The organism is Streptomyces sp. NPDC052052, assembly GCF_040680455.1.
Taxonomy (GTDB): domain Bacteria; phylum Actinomycetota; class Actinomycetes; order Streptomycetales; family Streptomycetaceae; genus Streptomyces.
Genome location: NZ_JBFAWU010000006.1, coordinates 154816 through 176924 on the forward strand (window position 1 = coordinate 154816; position 22109 = coordinate 176924).

The window sequence follows — 22109 nt, forward strand, 5'->3', positions numbered from 1 at the left end:
AGCTCTGGGCCTCATCAGCCCTCTCGGCCGGGCCTGTGCGAGTGACTGCCTCGTCCGGGTCCGGCCTCGTGGATCGACGCACCTGTGCGAACTGCGGAGCGCTGTCGGCGGCACTCGGTCCGTCCTGCAAGAGAACAGCGGCGAGCGGCTCAGGCTCCTCACCTCCGGATCGCCGCCGCTGTCCGTAGCCGTCCGCGGACTCCGAGGACGGCCACGCGTCCCACGTGGCAGGTAAAGCTCACCTGACCCCACCATTGCCCCACTCGCCTTCCGCCGCATGCCGGCACCGGCACGCTCGCGCCCGATCGCACACCCTCCCCGGCTCCAACCGGGATCGGAGGATGGACGACGCGAAAAGCCCGGACCAGCGGCAGAGTGCTGCGGCTAGATCAGGGAGAGGGTGCAGCGTGCACCAGGCAGGACGGCCGGGTGCTGCGCTCGTTCCCGTTTGCTGCGGATACAGCCGCCGACGGCCCCGAGCGATCCGCCAAGGGCAGCGATGAAGAGGACGAGTCCGAGCAGGCTGTCGCCCATCGGCACACGGGGTTCCCAGTCGGTGAACGCATGGGCGGAGACAAGGGCAGTCCCGAAAAGCGCTCCGCCTGGCACGCCGCGGAGCATGCCGGGCACCATCCCGGTGTGCTCGTATCCTGCCAGCACGCTGCCAACGGCCAGGACCGCTTGCAACGCCCAGTACCCGTGTGCGGTGGAGCCGGCGAGCAGGCCTGACAGCGCGCCGGTCACCAGGGGAAGCACGATGGTTCCGAGAAGCTGTTTCTGCAGAGACTGCTGACGGAAGTCCGTGCCCCGAGTGGACCGGTCCCCGGCCCAAGAGAAGTGGTGCCCGTTTATGGCGGTTCCTTCGGCTCGGTGAAACGTGACGGTGTGCGGGAGGCAGGGCCGTGGGGTGCGAGCAGCGGCGCTCCGTGGCGCCGCATCGCTTCAGGACCCGACGCCGGTGTGTTCGCCCACCAGGTCTGCGATGAGGCCGAAGACCCCCGGCGCCAAGTGATGGCCCATCCCGGCTACGGGCACGTACACGGAGCCGCGGATTGCGGCGGCGGTGGCCAGACCACCGCTGGGATCCACCATGAGGTCGTGGTCGCCGTGGATGACCAGCGTGGGAGCGGTGATGGAGCGGACTCGTCCGGTGCGATCACCTGAGGCAGAGATCGCCTGGACCTGGCGTGCGAAGCCGCCGCCCCCGATCACGGTGGCCCGGGCCCACAGCCCGGCGACGTAGGCAGCCTCCAGCTCCTCATCGACCGGGTAGGCGGGGCCCGCGGGGTGGTGCACGACCTTCAGATGCGTCGCCAGGCCCTCCTGGGCGTCTGCCGGAGGCTTGGCCGCCGGCTTGAGCTTCGTCGACCACGCCGCCTTTCCGGCTTTCTTGCTGCCCGTGGTCGAGTACAGGGACGTGAGGGTGTGCATCTGTTCGGGATACTCCGCAGCGATGACCTGGGCGATCATGCCGCCCATGGACTGGCCGAGCAGGTGGACACGCCGGACACCGAGGTGACGGAGCAGCCCCACGCTGTCCGAGGCCGTGTCCGCAAGCGTGTACGCGTCCGGAAGGGGCCGGCCGAACAGCTGCCGCCACGCCGGGGGCGCGGGCTTGTCGATGGTGGTGGACCGGCCTGTGTCCCGGTTGTCGTGCCGGATGACTCTGAAGCCGCGCGCGACGAGGCTGTCCACGAACGCCTGCGGCCAGTAGGTCAGGTCCTGACCGAGCCCGGACAACAGCAGCAGGGGCACCCCCTCCGGGCCGCCGTCGATGCGGTAGCAGAGGCGGACACCGTCCGCCACGTCCGCGTACAGGTCGAGGGAATCGTCGTAGGTGACCGTCGGTGGCTGCATGAAACGTCCTGGTGGTGAGGTGGTTGTGCCCTCGGGACCAAGCCTCGCGCAGGTCAGAGGAAGAGCTTGCGCGAGCTCGGCGCGATGAGGCTGATGTAGCGGCTGGGCATGAGGCGCACGAAGCGGTCCAGTACCCGTGCGTCGCGGCCCACCCGGATGCGGGTCTTGTCCTTCTCGACACCGTCGACGATGACCCGGCCGCGTCGACATCGGCCAGCGCGATACCGCGGGCTCCACGTGCCGCGAGCTCGAGTGCCACGGCGCGGCCGATGCCGGAGGCGCCGCCGGTGACGACGGCAACGTTGTTCCTGATGTGGGTCATTGCTCTCCCCTGGGTGGAGTGACCTCGGAGACCTATCCGGGACGGTTTCCGGGGCGGCGGTGTGAGTGGTGGAGGGCAGTCAGTGGCTACGCCTTCGAGCGGCCGGCGCTCCGTGCGCTGGAGGTGGCCTTGCTGAACTTCATGAAGCGGTCGGGAAATTGGCCGTCACGCATCTGCTTGCGGTCGGCGTGGTAGCTCATCGACATGAGCCACGGATCTGCGTCTCCCTGGGACGGCAGGTCCGCCAACGACCGCTTCACGTAGCCGGCGCCGAAGTCCAGCAGGGGGCGGCGGCCCATGCCGGGGTCAGGTATCGCGCGTGCGGTGTCGTAGCCGTGGTCCTCCATGTAACCGAGGACACGGCAGAACTGCTCGCACAGAAGCCCGATCTTGAGGGTCCATGACGAGTTGGTGTACCCGATGGCGAAGGCGAAGTTGGGGACACCGCTCAACATCATGCCCCGGTACGCGACGAGAACGACAGGACGGATTTCCGTACCGTCGACGGCGAGTGTGATGCCGCCCATGAACTGCAGATTCAGTCCGGTGGCGGTGACGATGACGTCCGCGTCCAGGTGCTCGCCGGACGTCAACCGGATGCCGGTCTCGGTGAATGTCTCGATCGTGTCGGTCGCGATCGAAGCGCTCCCGGAGCTGATGGCCTTGAACAGGTCGCCGTCGGGAACGGCACACAGTCGCTGGTCCCAGGGGTTGTAGGGCGGGTTGAAGTGCCTGTCGACCGCGTAGCCCCTGGGCAGGGCCTTGACCTGGGCCTTGCGGAGCCCGGCGCGGACCTTGTCGGGCTTGTTGCGCGCGTAATTCCAGAAGAACTGGCCGAGGAAGATGTTCTTGCGGCGGGTCAGCCTGTATCCCAGGTTGTCCCCGAACAGGCGCCGCAGGCCCAGGCCCACCCTGTCCACCCGCGGCAGCGCCGCGACGAACGTCGGGGTGCGCTGGAGCATCGTCACATGGCCGGCTGCGCCGGGGCCTCCCGCCATGACGGGAACCATGGTCATCGCCGTGGCGCCGCTGCCGATGATGACGACGCGCTTCCCGGCGTAGTCGAGGTCTTCGGGCCAGTGCTGGGGGTGCACGATCCGACCGGCGAACTGGTCACGGGCGGGGAACACCGGGGTGTAGCCCTCGTCGTAACGGTAGTAACCACTGGCACAGAAGATCCATGTGGCCTTCACCTGGGCCGCTGTTGGCTTCCCGGTCGCCGCGTCGGCCATCTCGACGTCCACGGTCCACCTGGCCTGCTCACTCGACCACGAGGCAGCGACCACCTTGTGCCGGAACCGGATGTGGGCATCCAGCCCGTTCTCCGCAGCGGTCTCACGGATGTACGACAGGATCGCTGAACCGTCGGCGATCGACTCGCGCTCCAGCCACGGCTTGAACGCGTAACCGAAGGTGTGCAGGTCGGAGTCGGACCGGATACCGGGGTAACGAAACAGGTCCCAGGTCCCACCCGAGGCATCACGGGCCTCGAAGATGGCGAAGGTCTTGATGGGATGCTCGGTGCGGAGGTAGCGTCCGGCGCCGATCCCGGAGATGCCGGCGCCCACGATCAGGACGTCGAACTCCTCGGCGGTGCTGGTCTTGGCCATGATGGTTCGCCTCGCGGCCTTCATCGGGGTGATCGGTCGTCACTACGATTTGAGATTCCCGCGCACCGTGACAGCGCAGACCGCATCGACTTGCCAGGCCGATTGGTGCACTCTGCTCATGTGCCCTGGGCCCGATCCGAAGTAGCGGAAGGCGTGGACGGGCTCCACAGCGGCGATTCCTGGTCCTGCTCCTGGCGCGGCGCGAGGGTCACGCGGCCTTCATCAGTCCAGTTCACCGACCCCGCAGGCGCACCCGGCCACGGCGCGGACTACGCGGCTCTGAGAAAGACCGCCACGCGGGTGCGCTACGCCGCGCTCGTCCTGCTCTTCGTGTGCGGCGCGGTGCCCCTGCTGCGCCGGCTGTCGGACCGCGGCGCCGGGCGCGCGGCCGTCGCCGTGGCGTTCCTGTGGGGCTGGGGCATCGTTGCGGCCATACTCGCCGTCACTGTGTCCGCACCATGGATGGTCGCTTCCGGCGGCACCGCCGCGTTCCGGTTGCTGCCTCGCCTCGCAAGCGCCATGTCCCAGGGCCGCGAACTGCCGGTGGGTGCTGCCCTGGTCGCTGCCGAGGCCCGCGTCGGCCTCATGACCCTGCTGCGGCCCGAGGTGCCACCCCCACCTGGCCGGTCCGTGCCGACCGTGGCCACCGCACGGCTCGCCGCGACCCTGGGCACCGCTGTGGTGGCTTGCCGGCGGACTGAACCCGGCGTGCAGCCCGGCTGTCTGCCGCAGACCTCGCCCCCCGGCGTGTGCTTTCCGCTGAGCGGGTTCGACTTGGTCGCCGTAGCTCTCGCTGGGTGTTCCAACAGCACTGGAATGGAGGGCGGTTCAGCTTTGACCTTCGCATGGGTGGCTGGAAAGTGGCTGTGTATGACCGGAGTTGATGCTTGGGTATCCTCCATTTTTACAATTCTGACACTTCGTCAACGTACCTTGCTTCCTTGCTCTACGTTCTGGCGGACTGAGGGGGTGTCATGCTCTTTATCACAGACTGAACGTGGGGTGCCCGGTTCACGACGAACTTGATTCACCGGCGAACTTTGCGGCTAGTCAGATTTTCTCCCTCGGCGATGTGGCTAGCATGATCAGGTGCCCGGTCGGAAGGCCGTCGTCCTCTTGACGACCCCCTTTTCCGGCCTGCGGCAGCCGTGAGTCGGCTGCCCCGCTTCTTCTGATCTCATGGACCGAGGGACCGCTGAATGTCAGTGCCTGCACCGCCCAGTCAGCATCGGCCGGCGAAGGCGCCGCGCACCCCGCCGACCACGCCCCTGATCGCGCTGGTGGTGAGTGCAGGGGCCGGCGGCGTGGCCGTGGCCCTGGCGCCGTCCGGCGCCCGCACCTGGGCGCTGACCGTGGCGGCGGTCGCCTGGGTGTGCGTGGCCGCGTCCGTCCTCGTCAGCCACCGGCTCGTCCAACGGGCCCGGCGTACGGCCGCTGCGCAGACCTCCGAGACCGGACGTCTCAAGGCGCAGTCGGCGCAGCTGTTGGGGGAGACCACGCACCTGGTCAACGTGACGCTGCCTGCACTGGCCAGGCAGCTGCGTGACGGCGCGAGCGCGGCCGACGCGCTGGGCAGCGTGCCCCCACCGGCCGACCCGCAGCTGGGCCGGATCGTGCACACCTTCGCCACCGTCGTCGCGGAAGGCGTGCAGCACGCGGCCGCCCTGGACGGGGCGCGCCGGCAGGTCCAGTACGAGCTGAACGAGGCGGCCGCCGCGCTGGAGCGGCTGTCGCAGGAGACCCTGCCGGCCGCGGTCGCCCGGCTGCGCGAGGGCCAGTCCGCCGACACGGTGCTCGTCGAGCTCGACCTGCCGCGACTGCCCATGGTCCGTACCCCGACCGAGTCGTTCGTCCGCGAACTCGCCCACAGCGAGCGGCGCGCCGCCGCGGCGCAGGCCGCCTCGGCCAGGGCGCTCAACCGCGTCCAGGCCAAGTCCGTCAGCATGCTCGCCGACCTGCGGGACATGCAGGAACGACACGGCCAGGAGGTCTTCGGCGACCTACTGAAGCTGGACCACAGCACCTCTCAGCTCGGCCTGATGACCGACCGCCTCGCGCTGCTCATGGGTGGCCGGTCCAGCCGCGCCTGGAACAAGCCGATCGTGATGGAGAGCATCCTGCGCGGTGCCGTCGGCCGCATCGCCGCCTACCAGCGGGTGCGCCTGCACTGCTCCACCACCGCCGCTGTCTCCGGCTTCGCCGCCGAGGGTGTCATGCATCTGCTCGCCGAACTGATGGACAATGCCGCGAATTTCTCCCCGCCCATCGACGAGGTGCACGTCTACGTCGAGGACCGCAGTGCCGGCTTGGTCGTCACCATCGAGGACAGCGGCCTGAAGATGGCCGACGCGGCCATGCGCCGCGCCGAGGAGGCGGTGTCGGGTCGCATGACCGACCTCGCCTCGCTCCAGGGCCCCCGGCTCGGCCTCGCCGTGGTCGGGCGGCTCGCGGTGAAGTACGGCATCAGTGTCAACTACCGCCCCTCGTCGCGGGGCGGCACGGGCGTCGTCGTCCTGCTGCCCCAGCAACTGCTCGCTCAACGGCGCGAGTCCGTGGTGCGTGGGGCGGCCGGCCTCCCCGCCACGAGGACCGCGCCCACGCCGGGCCCCGCCCCCACCGCCTCGCCCGCCCCGGCCCCGGTGCCGGAGCCCGCCTCGCGTCCCGGTGTCCCGGAGCAGCCCGAACAGGGACAGCACGAACAGGGACGGCCCCGGCCCGCCACCGGCTCCACGCCGAACGGCCTGCCCGTCCGCGCACCCGGCCGCACCATGGCCGAAGCGGAGCGGGAACGCGAGCAGCGCCGGTCGGCGTCCGAGGCGGCATCCGAGGCATCGTCCGAGACGGCGGACGCAGACCGCCCGGAGCAGCGCCCGGCACGCGACGCGGGAACCCGGTTCGGCGCCTTCCACCGCGGGCGCCGGTCCGCGGGCGGCACCGCCGCGCCGGATGCCCGGCCCGAGTCCGAGCCGCCGATCGCCCCGTAGCCCCGCCCCCGTGTCCCGTACGGGGCCCGGGGCGTCGGCGCCCACTTCCCGCCCGAGTTCCTGAGATTGGAGGAACGGGCCGGTGACCGGTCAACCGGCACCACCGTCCCATCACCCATCATGCAGACCACCGACAACAGCCTCACCTGGCTCCTCCAGAGCCTCCTGGAGCGCACCCCCGGCACCCGGCACGCTCTGGCCCTGTCCCGGGACGGCCTGAAACTCTGCTGGACCGAACACCTGACGGTCGACCAGGGCGACCAGCTGGCCGCGATCTGCTCCGGCATTCAGGCCCTGGCCCAAGGTGCGTCCGCCGAGTTCGGCGACGGTACGGGCGGCGTCCGGCAGTCCATGACCGAGTTCCACGGCGGCCTGCTGTTCATCGTGGAGGCCGGCGAAGGAGCGCATCTGGCCGTCCTCGCCCAGGAGAACGCCGACCCCGGCGTAGTGGGCCATCAGATGACGGAACTGGTGGAGCAGATCGGCGAACACCTGCGCGCCGAGCCCCGAGAGCCTGCTCCCGGGAGTGCCGCGTCGTGATACGCAAGCCCGTGGACACCGGTGACCCGGACCGCCTCTACACGGTCACGGCCGGCCGGAGCCGCGCCGACGACTCCTTCGACCTGGTCACCCTGATCGTCAGTGAGTGCCGGCCCGCAGTGGGAATGCAGTCGGAGCACGCCCGGATCCTGGAACTGTGCCAACACCCCACGGCTGTCGTCGAGATCGCCGCGGAACTGAAACTGCCCATCACGGTGGTACGGATCCTGCTCGGTGACCTGCTCGACATGGGCCGCATCACCGCCCGCCACCCGCCCGCGGCGCGGTCCGTCGCCGCGCTCCCCGATTCCGCCCTTCTCAAGGAGGTGCTCCATGGGCTCCGCAACCTCTGAGCTGCCCTCCCACCGCACGCCACTGGCCGACGCCGCGGAGACCGGCCTGAAGATCGTCATCGTGGGCGGTTTCGGTGTCGGCAAGACGACCCTGGTCCGCTCGGTGAGCGAGATCCGGCCACTGAACACCGAGGAGGTGATGACGCAGGCCGGCGTCGGCGTCGACGAGACCAGCGCGGTCTCGACGAAGACCACCACGACGGTGGCGTTCGACTTCGGACGGATCAGCCTCAACGAACGCATGGTCCTCTACCTGTTCGGCGCGCCGGGCCAGGAGCGCTTCTGGTTCCTGTGGGACAGGCTGTTCTCCGGAACGCTGGGTGCCGTGGTGCTGGTGGACACCCGCCGGATGAACGACTCCTGGTACGCGATCGACCGCCTGGAACACCACAGGACGCCGTTCGTGGTGGCCGTCAACCGGTTCGAGGACGACACCCACCGGTATGCCCTGGAAGAGATCCGCCAGGCGCTTGCGCTGCCCGAGCACGTGCCGATGGTCGACTGCGACGCACGGTTGCGGCAGTCCGGCAAGGACGTGCTGGTCACCCTCGTGGACCACCTGTACGCAATGGCAATGGCCCAGGAGGCGACACCATGACCGACCCCTCTTCCGCGCATCAGGCTTTGCCGGGCTGCCCCGCCCACACCGACGTGGTGCGCCTGGCAGGGCTCGAGTACCAGCAGACGCCGTCGCAGCTGTATCGCGCGATGCGCCGCGAGCACGGCACGGTCGCGCCGGTGCTGCTCGACGGGGACATCCCGGCCTGGCTGGTGCTCGGCTATGCCGAGGTCACGTACGTGACCAGCCACGACGAGCTGTTCGCGCGGGACTCCCGGCGGTGGAACCAGTGGGAGAACATCCCGGCGGACTGGCCGCTGCTGCCGTACGTCGGCTATCAGCCGTCGGTGCTGTTCACCGAGGGCGACGAGCACCGGCGGCGGGCCGGAGTGATCACTCAGGCGCTGGAGGGCGTCGACCAGTTCGAGCTGGGGCGCAACTGCCAGCTGATCGCCGACCGGCTCATCGCCGACTTCGCGGGCAGCGGGCAGGCGGAGCTGATGACCGGCTACGCGCATGCCCTGCCGATGCGGGCCGTGGTGCAGATGTGCGGGATGCCCACCTCGGGCGAGGACACTCAGCAGCTCGTCCAGGACCTGCGGATCTCGCTGGACGCGGCAGAGGGCGACGACCCGGTGGCGGCGTACGGGCGCGTGGCCGATCGACTGCGGCAGTTGGTGAAGGACAAGCGGGACAGCCCCGGTCCGGACGTCACGTCGCGCATGCTGCTGGATCCGGCCGGACTGACGGACGAGGAGATCGTCCAGGACCTGATCTCGGTGATCGCCGCGGCGCAGCAGCCGACCGCGAACTGGATCTGCAACACGCTGCGGCTGCTGCTGACGGACGAGCGGTTCGCGGTGAACGTGTCGGGTGGTCGGCTCAGTGTGGGCGAGGCACTCAACGAGGCGCTGTGGCTGGACACACCGACACAGAACTTCATCGGGCGCTGGGCCGTTCAGGACATCCAGCTGGGCGGGCGGCAGATCCGGGCAGGCGACTGCCTGGTGCTGGGGCTGGCCGCGGCCAACACCGATCCGCAGATCTGGCCGGAGGCCCACGTCGGCGCGGAGAACGCCGCACACCTGTCGTTCAGCAACGGCGAGCACCGCTGCCCCTATCCGGCACCGCTGCTGGCGGACGTGATGGCGCGGACCGCGGTCGAGACGCTGCTGGAACGGCTGCCCGACCTCGTGCTGTCGGTGGAGCCGGAGACGTTGACCTGGCGTCCGTCGATCTGGATGCGGGGGCTGACGGCGCTGCCGGTGCAGTTCACACCAGTGGTGCAGTAGGGCGGGCGCCCGATGACCCGGCAGCCCGGGCACGCGGCAGCCCCGCGCACCCGGTGGTGCGGCAGCGCAGGCACATGGGCCCCGGACGGGGCCCATCACCCCGGCGGTGACGTCGGCAAGCCGGTCAGGCGGCCGTCACGGGCGTGAACCGCACCGGCAGGCGCTGCGGTCCGCGGGTGAAGACACCTTCCTCGACCGGATCGAAGCCGTCGGCGAGGCGCATGTCGGGCATGGCATCCAGCAACTGGCTGACGCCGATCTCGACCTCCGCCTTGGCGAGCAGCGCGCCGACACAGAAGTGCCGGCCGAGCGCGAAGGCCAGGTGGTCGGCGGCGGCGGAGAAGGCGGTCGTGGTGGTCAGGTCGTCGCGGAAGATGTCGAAGCGGTCGGGGTCGCGGTAACGGCTCTCATCCCGGTTGGCGGCCCCGATCAGGCAGGTGACGGTGACACCGGCAGGTATGGTGCCGCCGCTGAGCTCCACCTCGGTCGCGGACTGCCGCATGATCATGTGGACGGGCGGGGTGTACCTCAGGGTCTCGGCGAAGGCCCGCGGGATCAGGCCGCGGTCCGCGCGGACCGCGGCGAGTTGGTCGGGATGGAGCAGCAGGTTCGCGAAAATGCTGGCGATCGCCTTGTCGGTGGTCTCGCCGCCGGCAGCGAGCAACAGGCTGCAGAACGCCTTGATGTCCTCATCGCTCATCCGCACACCGTCGACCTCGGCGGCACACAGCGTGGACAGCAGATCGTCGCCCAGATTCTCGCGGCGTTCCCGGATGATCGGCAGCATGTACTGCGCGAACTCCACACGGGTCCGCTCGCCCGCCGCAGCCACCTCGGGATCCCCCGAGAGGTTACCGAGGAAAGCGATGACGGTGGTGTACCAACGGTGGAAGCGAGCATGGTCCGCCTTGTCGAGACCCAGCATGTCCGCGATCACATTGACCGGGAAGCGGGTGGCGTAGTCGCCGACCAGATCGGCGGAGCCGGAACTCCGGAAGGCGTCGATCAGTTCGCGTGAGTTGCGCTCGATGACGGGGAGGAACTTCTCCTGCAGGTCGGCACCGCGGAAGGCAGGCGCGACGAGAGCGCGACGCACCGCGTGTTCACGACCACTGAGCTGCAGGATCGTCCTGCCGTGCACGGGCTCGATCTGCCAGTCGTAGTTGTCGGTGGTGAACTCGCCGTTCTTGTCCTTGAAGACGCGCTCGACGTCCTCGTAGCGCGAGATGATGTAACTCTGCGTGGGCTCGTGCCAGATGAGGGGCGCGGTCTCGCGCATCAGACGGTACGCCGGGTAGGGGGCTGCGGCGAACTCGGACGACAGGATGTCGGGCACCTGCTGCGCGGTGGACATAGGGCTCCCTCAAGGTCAGTGAATTGCCTACTACACAAGGTAGTTGATCAATAGTCAACCAAGACAGCGCCCCCACCGTCTGCCGGATCCGCCACTGTGTGAATCCTTGCTGCATCACCGCGTGCACCCGCGCCGACCGAGCTGCTGAATGCGTCGAACTGCATACAACGCTTGATTGGCCAGAGTTCTCCGCGGAGGACCGTGCGGTCTTCATCACCTTGCACAGCAGCGTGATCAGGTAGTTCGCCTTCTTCGCGTGGATGAACCGGCATATCGCGCTGACCGGTCTCTCTCCTTCGCGAAGAAGGCCGTCGCTTCACTCCGTTTGAGCCGCCCCGCTCGCTTGTTTAACCTGGTGGTGTGCGCACGCTGAGGATGGCGGTGGTCGGCACCTTCGCTGCCCGTCCCCTCGCCCAGTGGCGCGAGCTGCTCGACGCTGCCGACGCAACAACCGAGTCGCCCACACGCTCGAAACGAATGCACCTCGGAACCAACTCCTCGCCAGCCGGATTCTCCTACCGAACGACGGTGGCAGCGACCGGTAGCGCCTGACCATGGACAGCCCACGTGCGGCTGTACCGGAGCAGAAGGTGAGCCCGAGTCCGGCCCCGGACCTGGGGAAGCACACCGAATACGGACAGCGTGAACGCGGCTTCGACACTTCCGGAATCGAGGACCTGCGCGGTGCTGGAGCGACCCCGCCATACCGCCCGGAAACGGACCATGCTTGAGGGGCCTACCCGGTACCCGAGTCGGGCCCGAAGGACCTGCCAGGCGGGCCGACGCGGGAGGACCGAAGATGATCACCCATTCCGCCTACATGGTCGAGCCCTGGCGACTGCGCGAGGCCAGTCTCCACTGGGACGTCCTGGCACAGAGTGAATCGCTGTTCGCCCTGTCCAACGGGAACATCGGATGGCGGGGCAACCTCGAAGAGGGCGAGCCGAACGGCCTGCCCGGCTGCTACCTCAACGGCTTCCACGAACTGCGTCCACTGCCGTACGCGGAGGCCGGCTACGGGTACCCGGAGTCCGGTCAGACGGTCATCAACGTCACCGACGGCAAGGTCATCCGCCTCATGGTCGACGACGAGCCACTGGACCTGCGCTACGGGCAGCTCCGCCACCACGAGCGGGTGCTCGATCTGCGCAGCGGACTGCTGCACCGCATATGCGAGTGGACCTCGCCGGCAGGCAAGAGCGTCCGCGTCCGGTCCACCCGTCTCGTCTCCTTCACCCAACGGGCCATCGGCGCGATCTCCTACGAGGTACAGCCGCTGGACGACAAGGTCCAGCTCGTCATCCAGTCCGAACTCGTCGCGAACGAACCCATGCCGCACCCCAGTGACGATCCCCGGGTCGCAGCCGCCCTCGAGTCCCCGCTGCGGCCCGAGGAGAACTACGCCCACGACACGCAGCTGCGTCTGGTGCACCGCACCGCCCGCAGCGGCCTGCGGATCGCGGCCGCCGCCGACCACGTCGTACAGGGCCCGGCGTCCACTCGCACCTCCAGCACGAGCGTGGACGACGTCGCCCGGCTCACCGTCATCACCGAACTCGAGCCAGGACAGACCCTCCGGCTGGAGAAGCTGGTCTCCTACGGCTGGTCGGAAAAGCGCTCCCTGCCGGCCCTGCGCGATCAGGTGGAAGCCGCACAAGCCGGAGCGCGCACCTTCGGCTGGCAGGGACTGGTCGACCAGCAACGCGCATTCCTGGACGACTTCTGGAAGCACGCGGACGTCGAGGTCGACGGTGACGCGGAGATCCAGCAGGCAGTCCGCTTCGCGCTCTTCCACGTGCTGCAGGCCGCAGTCCGAGCCGAGCGCCACGGCGTCCCGGCCAAAGGCCTGACCGGCTCCGGCTACGACGGACATGCTTTCTGGGACACCGAGATCTTCGTCCTCCCGCTGCTCACCTTCCTCTACCCACACTGCGTTGCCGAGGCACTGCGCTGGCGTCGGCTCACCCTGCCTGCCGCGCGCAACCGTGCCGACCAACTGGGCCGCAAGGGCGCCGCCTTCCCCTGGCGGACCATCAACGGCGCGGAGTGTTCCGGCTACTGGCCGGCGGGGGCGGCCGCCTTCCACATCAACGCGGACATCGCTGATGCCGTCGTGCGCTATGTCTTGATCACCGGTGACGAGGAGTTCGAGCGTACGACCGGTGTCGAACTGCTGACAGAGACCGCCCGGATGATGCACTCCCTGGGCCACTACGACCAGCACGGCCACTTCCACATCGACGGTGTCACCGGCCCCGACGAGTACAGCGCACTCGCCGACGACAGCACCTACACCAACCTGATGGCTCAGGCGAACCTGCGCGCCGCCGCCGACACGGCCGAACGCCACCCACAACAGGCGGTAGCGCTCGGCGTGGACGAGGAGGAGATCCGGGCATGGCGCGATGCTGCCGAAGCGACGGTCCTGCCCTACAACGACGTCCTCGGAGTCCACGAGCAGTCCCGGGACTTCACCAGTCGCCAGGTGTGGGACTTCGAGTCCACCGGCCCGGACGACTACCCGCTGATGCTGAACTTCCCGTACTTCGACCTCTATCGCAAACAGGTGATCAAACAAGCGGACCTGGTGCTGGCGATGTACCTCTTCACCGAAGCCTTCGACACGGAACAGAAAGCACGCAACTTCGCCTACTACGAGCCGCTGACCGTCCGGGACTCCTCCCTGTCCGCCTGCGTCCAGGCCACCTTGGCAGCCGAGGTCGGACACCTGCGACTCGCCTACGACTACCTGGGCGAGGCTGCGCTGATGGACCTGGCGGACGTGGAGAACAACACCAGGGACGGCCTGCACATCGCCTCCCTCGCCGGCAGCTGGATCGCCCTGGTCTGTGGCTTCAGCGGCATGCGCTACCACCGCGCGGGCACCCTGCGCTTCGATCCCAGGCTGCCCGACCGACTCAGCCGACTGGCCTTCTCGGTGCAGGTGCGGCAGCGATGCCTGAGGGTCGAGATCACGGACACCCATGCCTCGTACACCTTGACGGAAGGAGACCCCATCCAGATCCAACACTGCGGACAGACCGTGACCGTGACCCGCGACAGCGTGGAGAGTCGCCCCCTCGAGCCGCCCACCGTCCTGCCCGAACCCGCCCAGCCCCCGGGCCGCCGCCCGGTGCGCCCCCACTGAGGGCCGCTCGGCGAGGTGGTGTACGGCCACCGCGGCAGCCTGGCCGGAGTTCCTGAGCTTCCTGAGGAATCCGGCGCCCGGTCGGCTCCGCGGCCGCACCACCACCCTCGCCGCCTCACCCGGTCCGTCTGAGGGTTCGAGCGGCGAAACGGGACACTCGCGACCCTCCGCGGGACGTTCTTCGAGGAAGGTGGCTTCCATGACAGAGCTCGGTCTTCCGGACGGTATCCAGGCATGCCTCTTCGACCTCGACGGAGTCATCACCGAGACCGCCGTCGTCCACGCGGACGCGTGGAGGCAGACGTTCGACGACTTCCTGCGCCGGCGGGACGGGGACTCCTACCGGCCCTTCGACGACGCCGACTACGACGAGTACGTCGACGGGCGCCCTCGCGCCGACGGCGTGCGCACCTTCCTCGCGTCCCGTGACATCCACCTGCCCGAGGGAGACCCCGGCGACCCGCCCGACAGGCTGACCGTCAACGGCCTCGGCAACCGCAAGAACGAACTTTTCCTGGAACTGATCCGCACGCGCGGTGTCGAGGCCTACGACGGCACGATCCGCTTCATCGAGACCGTGCGCGCCGCAGGCCTGCGTACGGCCGTCGTCTCCTCCAGCGCCAACTGCCGCGACATCCTGAGGTCGATCGGTGCCGAGCACCTCTTCGACGTCCGTATCGACGGCATCGTCGCCACCGATCGGCATCTGCCGGGCAAGCCGCGCCCGGACACCTTCCTTGCCGCGGCCCGTGACCTGGGCGTCGAACCGAAAGCCGCCGCCGTCTTCGAGGACGCACTGGCCGGCATGGACGCCGGGCGCTCGGGACACTTCGGGTACGTCGTCGGCGTGGACCGCGTCGGCCAGGCGGACGCGCTGCGCGCCCACGGCGCCGACGTGGTCGTACGGGACCTCGCGGAACTGGGGGAGCGCTCGTGATCCCGTACAGGTCCTGTTCCGGACCAGCAGTCCGGGCGTGGACGGCCGCGGGATGAACCGGGAGCAAGGAAGAAAGTCCATTTACTGCGTGATTGCGGGCGATGAGGGGCGCCCGGCTGGGAGTGTCCCCGGTTCAGGCGCCCTCTTTCATGCCTCTGGAAGAAGCCCAGCTGCTTCGCCGACTGAGGTCCTCAAAGCCGCACGTCAGCGGAACAGTGCCGACAAACGCGGACGCGTTCCCAAGGCTGTCCAGAACATGCTCCGGGACAACCGGCGCATCAGCTGTGCCACGGTCGCCCGCGGGGCCGGTGTCTCCAGCTGGCTCGTCCATGCGCCGGGCCTGCGCGAACGCATCGACCAGGCACGGGCCCGCCAGGCCGCCCAGGACCAGCAGAGTGGACGGAGAGTCTCCACCGCCGGCGCGACCAGACCGACCTGCTCCTCGCACGACATGAGATCAAACGGCTCCGGGCCGAGAACGGCCGGCTGCGGCAACAGGCCCGCGTTCACCTTGGGCAGCAGGTCGAACAACTCGGGCTGCGATCGCGGGGAGGGACGTCGCTCCGGCCAGGACCGCGCGGGCGGCCGGGGCCAGGACGTACGACAGTGGGTGGCGCCGGCCCCTCAGACGGTGCGGGTCGGGCGGGCGGCGCAGCCGGCTCACCAGGTCGGGCAGTTCATCGGGGCGGGCCGGCTCGGAACCGGCGAGTTGGCCCAGCCCGGTGGGGATGGGCGATGGTGGCGCAGCAGGCACGGTCTTCCCCTGTGGTGATCAGCGAACTCGACACTCCATGATCACCGGGAGCCGTGCCTGCGCGTCTGCCTGCCGAACGGATCACCATCACGGCCGAGTTGGAACAACAGGCCCACACCGGCCCCGTCGGGCCGACCGCGAGAACGACGGAGCCCTGAACCGAGGCCCCCATGCCAGGTCGAGCCGTTCGACGTCCAGGCTGCCGAAGGCTTCCGTGCCGCGGCGGGCAGTCGCGCCCTACAGGAGAGCAAAGTCTTCCTTCCTGCACGGTCAATCACGAGTAGGGGTGTGCCCCTGCCCTCGTTCGACATGACGCCCTCTCGGCCTACCCTTGCCCTGCGGCATTCCATTGTTAACGCATGTGTGTTAGCTTCCGAGTTATGGATAGTCAGAGCGTGTCAACCAAGCTCTACTTGATCGCGACCGCTGAGCGACTTTTTGCTGAGCACGGCATCAACGCGGTCTCCATGCGGAAGATCGCCGCGGATGCCGGCCAGCGCAACGACAACGCGGTCAAATACCACTTCGACTCCAAGCAGGGCCTCGTAGACGCGATCTTCGAGCATCGCCAGGTGCCGATCGACGCGCGCCGAGTGGCGCTGATCGACACATTCGACAGCGAGGGGCGGGGCAGCGACCCGTACGCGATCGCCGAGGCGTTCGTCCGGCCCCTGGCCGAACTGCTGGACGGCGCGCCGTCGGGCAGTTGGTACCTGCGGTTCTGCGTGCAGGCTGCATACAGCGTGCACCGCGATGTGCCCACGCTGACGCTGACCAAGCTGGAAGCGCGTCCCGGGGGGCGCGGCCTGGCGGTGCTGCGTGAGCGTGCCTACGGGATGCTGCGCGACACCCTGCCCGAGCCGCTGGTCGCACAGCGCTGGTGGCACTTCACGGGCTTCCTTGCCCACGCGCTCGCCGACCTCGAAGCCCGCCGGCATGCGGGCGGGCTGCACGAACTGGGCTCCGCCGAGCTGTTCGTCGCCGGCCTGCTCGATTCGGCGGCGGCTGTCCTTACGGCACCGTGCCGTCCATCGACCCTGCGACAGGCGCGGGCCGAGGCCGGTGCGGCAGTCCGTAGTAGCTGAACCCGGCGCGGTCCGTATGCCGCGAACCCGGAGCCTCACACCTTGTGCCCCACTCCATCCCAGGGAGGATCACCATGACCACCACCATGTCTGAAACTGATCGCCCGGTTTTTGACAATGGCGTATCGGCCGTGCCTGTCCGCGAACTGACCCCCACCGGAGACTTCAGCCCCCGTGCACCGTACGAGTTGATCGAACTCGCGCCGTGCAGTCCGACCATCGGCGCCGAGATCGCCGGCGTCGACCTGGCCCGGCCCCTCACGCCGGAGCTGTTCCAGGAGCTGAACCGTGCACTGCTGGAGTGGAAGGTGCTCTTCTTCCGCGACCAGCACCTGACGGCGCACCAGCACCGTGACTTCGCGCGCTGGTGGGGCGTCCCGGAAATCCACCCCTTCCTGCCCAAGGCAGACCTGCCCGAGGTGGTCCGGCTCTCCCGCGGTGCCGACTCCCCGGCCGTGGAGAACGTGTGGCACTCCGACGTCTCCTTCGACGTGACGCCGCCCATGGGGTCCATCCTGCGCGCTGTACACGTTCCCGATGTGGGAGGTGACACCTTGTGGGCGGACATGGCAGCCGCCTACGACGGCCTGCCCGGCGCGATGAAGTCGCGGCTGCAGGGCCTGCGCGCCGTTCACGACTTCACCCAGTCCTTCGGCAAGCGGCTCAGCGGCGAGGATCTCACACGCGCGCAGGAGAAGTACCCCCCGGCGGTGCACCCCGTGGTCCGTACGCTTCCCGAGTCCGGCCGCAAGCTCATCTACGTCAACCGGATATTCACCAGCCATATTGAGGACCTGGAGCCGGAGGAGAGCCGAGAACTCCTTGATTTCCTCTTCGATCAGGCCCGTCACCCGGAGTACCAGTGCCGCCTGCGCTGGCGCCCCGGCACCGTAGCCTTCTGGGACAACCGCGCCACCCAGCACTACGCCAGCGGCGACTACTACCCCCATACCCGCCTCATGGAACGCGTGACCATTATCGGTGACCGTCCCGCGTGATCACAGGACGCACGTGTCCCCGTGCCAGGTAGATCGCGGAAATGCGAGCATCGCCAGGAATTCCGCTATCTCCGGCATGGGGGCCTCGGCTCAGGGCTCCGTCGTTCTCGCGGTCGGCCCGACGGGGCCGGTGTGGGCCTGTTGTTCCAACTCGGCCGTGACGGTGATCCGTTCGGCAGGCAGACGCGCAGGCACGGCTCCCGGTGATCATGGAGTGTCGAGTTCGCTGATCACCACAAGGGAAGACCGTGCCTGCTGCGCCAACATCGCCCATCCCCACCGGGCTGGGCCAACTCGCCGGTTCCGAGCCGGCCCGCCCCGATGAACTGCCCCACCTGCTGAGCCGGCTGCGCCGCCCGCCCGACCCGCGCCGCCTGCGGGGCCGGCGCCACCCACTGTCGAGGTGCCGCGGGATCCGCATCTGGGCCTGGAGTTCCTGGAGACCTCCTGACGGACGATCCAGCCCTGCGGGGTGGAGATCGGGGGTGCCGCTACGACGGCGCGGGGCTCCCCAGGGGCGGGCGGCCGAGTTCCTACCCGAAGGGGCTGTGGCCGTTCCAGGTCAATCCGGACGACATCACCGGGACCAGTACCGGCGCCGGCACATCCTGCACGGGGAGCACGACCTGGTCCTGAACATGCCGGTGAGCAGGGACGCGCTGTGATATGAGCGTCGAGTGTCCATCCTGTCCGCCCGGCCCGCTGTTCCATCTTCAGTCCTCGGCTACGCGGATGATCGTGCGGCCGGGGATGCGCTGGTGCGAGGCGAAGGCGGCGGAGGCTTCGGCCAGCGGCCGGAGCGCGCCGACCCGCACCCGGAGCCGGCCGTCCTGCAGTCGCCGAACGAGGTCGGTGAGGCGTGCGCGGTCGGGTTCCACGACGAAGAAGAGGGCCCGCCCGTCGCCGGGGCGAACGCTGGGCGGCTGGGCGATGGTGACGAGTGTGCCGCCAGGGCGCACGAGCGCGGCTGAGCGGTCGAGGACGTTGCCGCCGATCACGTCGAATACGACGTCTACCGGACCGGCTTCCTCCCACCGGTCAGCCTCCAGGTCGAGGAACGCCTGCGCGCCCAGGGCCAGGACCGCGTCCCGGTCGGCGGAGCGGCCGGTGCCGGTCACGTGGGCTCCGGCTTCGTGTGCGAGTTGGACGGCGATCGAGCCGACACCGCCGGCGGCGCCGTGGATCAGGACGGCCTGGCCGGAGGCGAGGTGGGCGTGATCGAACAGACCCTGCCAGGCGGTAAGTCCGGAGATCGGCAGTGCGGCTGCGACGGTGTGGTCGACGTCTGCGGGGAGCGGCGCCAGGTTGCGGGCTTCCACGGCGACGTACTCGGCGAGTGAGCCGTTGCGGGTCCAGTCGGTCAGCCCGAAGACCCGCTGGCCGATGGTGAGACCGGTCGTTCCGTAGCCGAGTTCCGTCACCACTCCTGAGACCTCGTGGCCGGGCACGCTCGGAGTGCGGTCGCGGCCGGCACGGTCGGACCAGGTTGCGGGCCAGGAGAGCTCTCCTCGGGTGAAGCCTGCGGCGTGCACCCGCACGATGACGTCGTTCTCGGTGGCGTGCGGATGGGGAAGGTCCTCCAGGGTCATCCCGGTGATTCCGGCTTCGGGATCTCGGACGGTGATTGCTCGCACAGGTGTTTCTTTCTTGGTGTGTAGTTGAGAGACGTAGGACGTAGACATGCCAGTGGAGCTTCGGGGGAAGCTGTCGTGCACCGTTCCGAGAGGAGCAGGAGGAAGGCGCGGGTGATGTCCCTGCTTTCCGATGCGCAGTGCCGCGAGTGGACCGTGCGCCCGTTCTCCACGGTGCCGACCGAGCGGCCCGCAGCGCCGCCTCGGTCCGGCCGTGAGCCACTCGCATCCAGTCCCCCCAGGAGGGGCCTGGAGATCACGACATGCATCGAGGCACGATCCTCGTCCAGGACGGGGGGAAATTGCTGGACGTCGCCGGCCTCGCCGAGGTGTTCGGGGGCCTGCTGACTCGGGCACGGGGCGCGGGGCGCGGTGCCGGTGTTGCCACCGGTTGCAGGCGCAAGGATCTGCTGGGCCTCGACGTCGGGCAGCGCCGGCGGTTGGCGTTGGTTCAGTCGCGTCGGCCGGCCGGTGACATGCCGCTCGGCGATTCCCGCGAGGAAGACTCCGCAGGCACCGAGCGTGGCCTGTCCGTGCTGGGTCAGCTGGGCACCCCTGCTCATAGCGTGGCGGGCAGGGAACTCGTAGAGAACATGCGCCGCTGTTCATCGTCGACCCGGGCCGGGCCGCTCCGTGTCCGGCGGACACAGGCGGCCGGACTGGACCGGGCGGCGCTGTCAGCCGGCGAACTGGTCCACCTGCCCAGGAGGCGCGGCCGGCGGATCAGGGTCGGAAGAAGCAGGAAGACCAGTCACGCCTTCAGGTCGACGGCGCGGGCCCGCCGCGTGTTCGGCGCGTGCTCCGGGGTGGTGTGACCACCCGTCCGCGGTGCCGTTCGAGGTTGTGGAGTGTCCGCCCGGCAGCTCGGCATGAAGGGGCGGATCACACCTGCGACGGATCGGTGCCCGGTCGGTGAGCCGCAGCTATGGCCCGGAAATGCCCCGGAACTGCTGGTCGGAGCTGGGATACGGGTGGGAGGTCTCGGGAGAAGGGTCGTGTTTCGACTCGCTGCTCAGACGTGCGTCGAGAAGGGCGCCTGCCGGGCATCTGCCCTGGTCAGGCGCCCTTTTCCTGCGTCTAGAAGAAGCCCAGCTTCTTCGCCGAGTACGACACCAGCAGATTCTTCGTCTGCTGGTAGTGCTCCAGCATCATCCTGTGGTTCTCGCGGCCGATCCCTGACTGCTTGTATCCGCCGAAGGCGGCGTGGGCGGGGTACGCGTGATAGCAGTTGGTCCAGACCCTGCCTGCCTGGATGGCGCGGCCCGCCCGGTAGGCGGTGTTGATGTCGCGGGTCCATACGCCCGCGCCGAGGCCGTACAGGGTGTCGTTCGCGGTGCGGATCGCGTCGTCGAAGTCCGAGAAGGACGTGACCGCCACGACCGGGCCGAAGATCTCCTCCTGGAAGATCCGCATCCGGTTGTTGCCCTCGAAGATGGTCGGCTGGACGTAGTAGCCGCCCGCCAGTTCGCCGTCGTACTCGATGCGCTCACCGCCCGTGAGGATCTTCGCGCCCTCCTGCCGGCCGATGTCCAGGTAGGAGAGGATCTTCTGCAGTTGGTCGTTGGAGGCCTGGGCGCCGATCATCGTGTCCGTGTCCAGGGGGTGCCCTGTGGCGATCTTCTCGGTGCGGGTGATGCCCGCCTCAAGGAATTCGCCGTAGAGACCGCGCTGGATCAGGGCGCGCGACGGACAGGTGCAGACCTCGCCCTGGTTGAGGGCGAACATGGTGAAGCCTTCGAGGGCCTTGTCGCGGAAGTCGTCGTCCGCGTTCCACACGTCGTCGAAGAAGATGTTCGGCGACTTGCCGCCCAGTTCGAGCGTCACCGGCTTGATGTTCTCCGAGGCGTACTGCATGATCAGCCGCCCCGTGGTGGTCTCACCGGTGAAAGCGACCTTTGCGACGCGCGGGCTGGAGGCGAGGGGTTTGCCGGCCTCCGCGCCGAAGCCGTTGACGATGTTGACGACGCCGGGTGGAAGGAGGTCGGCCACCAGCTTCAGCCATACGTGGATCGACGCCGGGGTCTGTTCGGCCGGTTTGAGGACCACCGCGTTGCCGGCCGCGAGGGCGGGGGCCAGCTTCCAGGCCGCCATCAGGATGGGGAAGTTCCACGGGATGATCTGCGCGACGACCCCCAGCGGCTCGTGGAAGTGGTACGCGACCGTGTCGTCGTCGAGCTGGCTGAGCGAACCTTCCTGGGCGCGCAGAACGCCGGCGAAGTAGCGGAAGTGGTCGATGGCCAGGGGGATGTCGGCGGCCAGGGTCTCGCGTACCGGTTTGCCGTTCTCCCAGCTCTCGGCGACCGCCAGCTCCTCCAGGTGCGCCTCCATCCGGTCGGCGATCCTGTTGAGGACCGAGGCGCGGTCGCCTGCCGCGGTCGCTCCCCAGGCGGGGGCCGCGGCGTGTGCCGCGTCAAGGGCCCGCTCGACGTCCTCGGCGGTGCCACGGGCGATCTCGGTGAAGGGGCGGCCGTTGACGGGGCTGGGGTTCTCGAAGTACTGGCCACGGGCGGGCGGGACGTACGCGCCGCCGATCCAGTGGTCGTAGCGGGACTCGTACGTGACGATGGCAGCCTCGGTGCCCGGTGCGGCGTAACGGGTCATCTCTGTGGCCTCTCGGATCCGGTGCCGCCCGCCGTTGGACGGCCCTGGGAGGGAGCGTAGGCGGAACGACGTTGCAACTCCGTT

General features: G+C 68.9%; 16 protein-coding genes. 10 read left to right on the top strand and 6 right to left on the bottom strand.

Features of this window, described 5'->3' with window-relative positions; genetic code table 11:
- Window positions 1-384 precede the first annotated feature (384 nt).
- The 3 genes from AB0L71_RS09480 to AB0L71_RS09490 form a co-directional block, all read right to left on the bottom strand.
- Entirely contained in the window at window positions 385-744 is a 360-nt protein-coding gene (locus AB0L71_RS09480) for a hypothetical protein (RefSeq protein WP_365240091.1), read from the bottom strand.
- A 198-nt stretch (window positions 745-942) separates the two neighbouring features.
- Complete coding sequence (locus AB0L71_RS09485; RefSeq protein ID WP_365240094.1) at window positions 943-1857, bottom strand: alpha/beta hydrolase; 915 nt, start codon at window positions 1855-1857, stop codon at window positions 943-945.
- A 408-nt stretch (window positions 1858-2265) separates the two neighbouring features.
- Window positions 2266-3789 (bottom strand): NAD(P)/FAD-dependent oxidoreductase, encoded by a 1524-nt coding sequence (locus AB0L71_RS09490; protein WP_365240096.1) that lies wholly within the window; start codon window positions 3787-3789, stop codon window positions 2266-2268.
- Between the two features lie 1199 nt (window positions 3790-4988).
- On the opposite strand from AB0L71_RS09490, the gene AB0L71_RS09495 reads away from it, so the two are divergent.
- The 5 genes from AB0L71_RS09495 to AB0L71_RS09515 all read left to right on the top strand — a co-directional run bounded on the left by AB0L71_RS09495 (window position 4989) and on the right by AB0L71_RS09515 (window position 9517).
- On the top strand, window positions 4989-6773 hold the full coding sequence (locus AB0L71_RS09495) for an ATP-binding protein (protein ID WP_365240097.1): 1785 nt from the start codon (window positions 4989-4991) through the stop codon (window positions 6771-6773).
- A gap of 120 nt (window positions 6774-6893) precedes the next feature.
- On the top strand, window positions 6894-7313 hold the full coding sequence (locus AB0L71_RS09500; RefSeq protein WP_365240098.1) for a roadblock/LC7 domain-containing protein: 420 nt from the start codon (window positions 6894-6896) through the stop codon (window positions 7311-7313).
- Window positions 7310-7666 carry a DUF742 domain-containing protein gene (locus AB0L71_RS09505; protein WP_365240100.1) on the top strand — a complete coding sequence of 119 codons (357 nt, stop codon included), beginning with the start codon at window positions 7310-7312 and terminating at the stop codon, window positions 7664-7666. Before AB0L71_RS09500 ends, AB0L71_RS09505 begins: the two co-directional genes overlap by 4 nt.
- Entirely contained in the window at window positions 7647-8264 is a 618-nt protein-coding gene (locus AB0L71_RS09510) for an ATP/GTP-binding protein (protein ID WP_365240102.1), read from the top strand. The genes AB0L71_RS09505 and AB0L71_RS09510 overlap by 20 nt, the downstream gene beginning before the upstream one ends.
- Complete coding sequence (locus tag AB0L71_RS09515) at window positions 8261-9517, top strand: cytochrome P450 (protein WP_365240104.1); 1257 nt, start codon at window positions 8261-8263, stop codon at window positions 9515-9517. The genes AB0L71_RS09510 and AB0L71_RS09515 overlap by 4 nt, the downstream gene beginning before the upstream one ends.
- Before the next feature lie 124 nt (window positions 9518-9641).
- On the opposite strand, the gene AB0L71_RS09520 is transcribed toward AB0L71_RS09515, so the two are convergent.
- Entirely contained in the window at window positions 9642-10871 is a 1230-nt protein-coding gene (locus AB0L71_RS09520) for a cytochrome P450 (RefSeq protein ID WP_365240106.1), read from the bottom strand.
- Window positions 10872-11670: 799 nt separating this feature from the next.
- Between AB0L71_RS09520 and AB0L71_RS09525 the strand changes: the two genes are divergently transcribed.
- From AB0L71_RS09525 to AB0L71_RS09540, 4 genes are all read left to right on the top strand, one after another.
- On the top strand, window positions 11671-14019 hold the full coding sequence (locus tag AB0L71_RS09525; RefSeq protein ID WP_365240108.1) for a glycosyl hydrolase family 65 protein: 2349 nt from the start codon (window positions 11671-11673) through the stop codon (window positions 14017-14019).
- Window positions 14020-14218: 199 nt separating this feature from the next.
- Window positions 14219-14956, top strand: a complete 738-nt coding sequence (locus AB0L71_RS09530; RefSeq protein WP_365240111.1) for a beta-phosphoglucomutase family hydrolase — start codon at window positions 14219-14221, stop codon at window positions 14954-14956.
- 1149 nt (window positions 14957-16105) lie between these two features.
- Complete coding sequence (locus AB0L71_RS09535; protein WP_365240113.1) at window positions 16106-16795, top strand: helix-turn-helix domain-containing protein; 690 nt, start codon at window positions 16106-16108, stop codon at window positions 16793-16795.
- A 131-nt stretch (window positions 16796-16926) separates the two neighbouring features.
- Window positions 16927-17793, top strand: a complete 867-nt coding sequence (locus AB0L71_RS09540; protein WP_365240115.1) for a TauD/TfdA family dioxygenase — start codon at window positions 16927-16929, stop codon at window positions 17791-17793.
- Between the two features lie 713 nt (window positions 17794-18506).
- Here AB0L71_RS09540 and AB0L71_RS09545 read toward each other — a convergent pair.
- Window positions 18507-19427, bottom strand: a complete 921-nt coding sequence (locus AB0L71_RS09545) for an NADP-dependent oxidoreductase (RefSeq protein WP_365240117.1) — start codon at window positions 19425-19427, stop codon at window positions 18507-18509.
- Between the two features lie 260 nt (window positions 19428-19687).
- Between AB0L71_RS09545 and AB0L71_RS09550 the strand changes: the two genes are divergently transcribed.
- A complete protein-coding gene (locus tag AB0L71_RS09550; protein WP_365240120.1) occupies window positions 19688-20239 on the top strand; it encodes a hypothetical protein in 552 nt (183 codons plus the stop codon).
- A 262-nt stretch (window positions 20240-20501) separates the two neighbouring features.
- Here the strand turns inward: AB0L71_RS09550 and AB0L71_RS09555 are convergent, their stop codons facing one another.
- On the bottom strand, window positions 20502-22025 hold the full coding sequence (locus AB0L71_RS09555) for an aldehyde dehydrogenase family protein (RefSeq protein ID WP_365240122.1): 1524 nt from the start codon (window positions 22023-22025) through the stop codon (window positions 20502-20504).
- Window positions 22026-22109 lie beyond the last annotated feature (84 nt).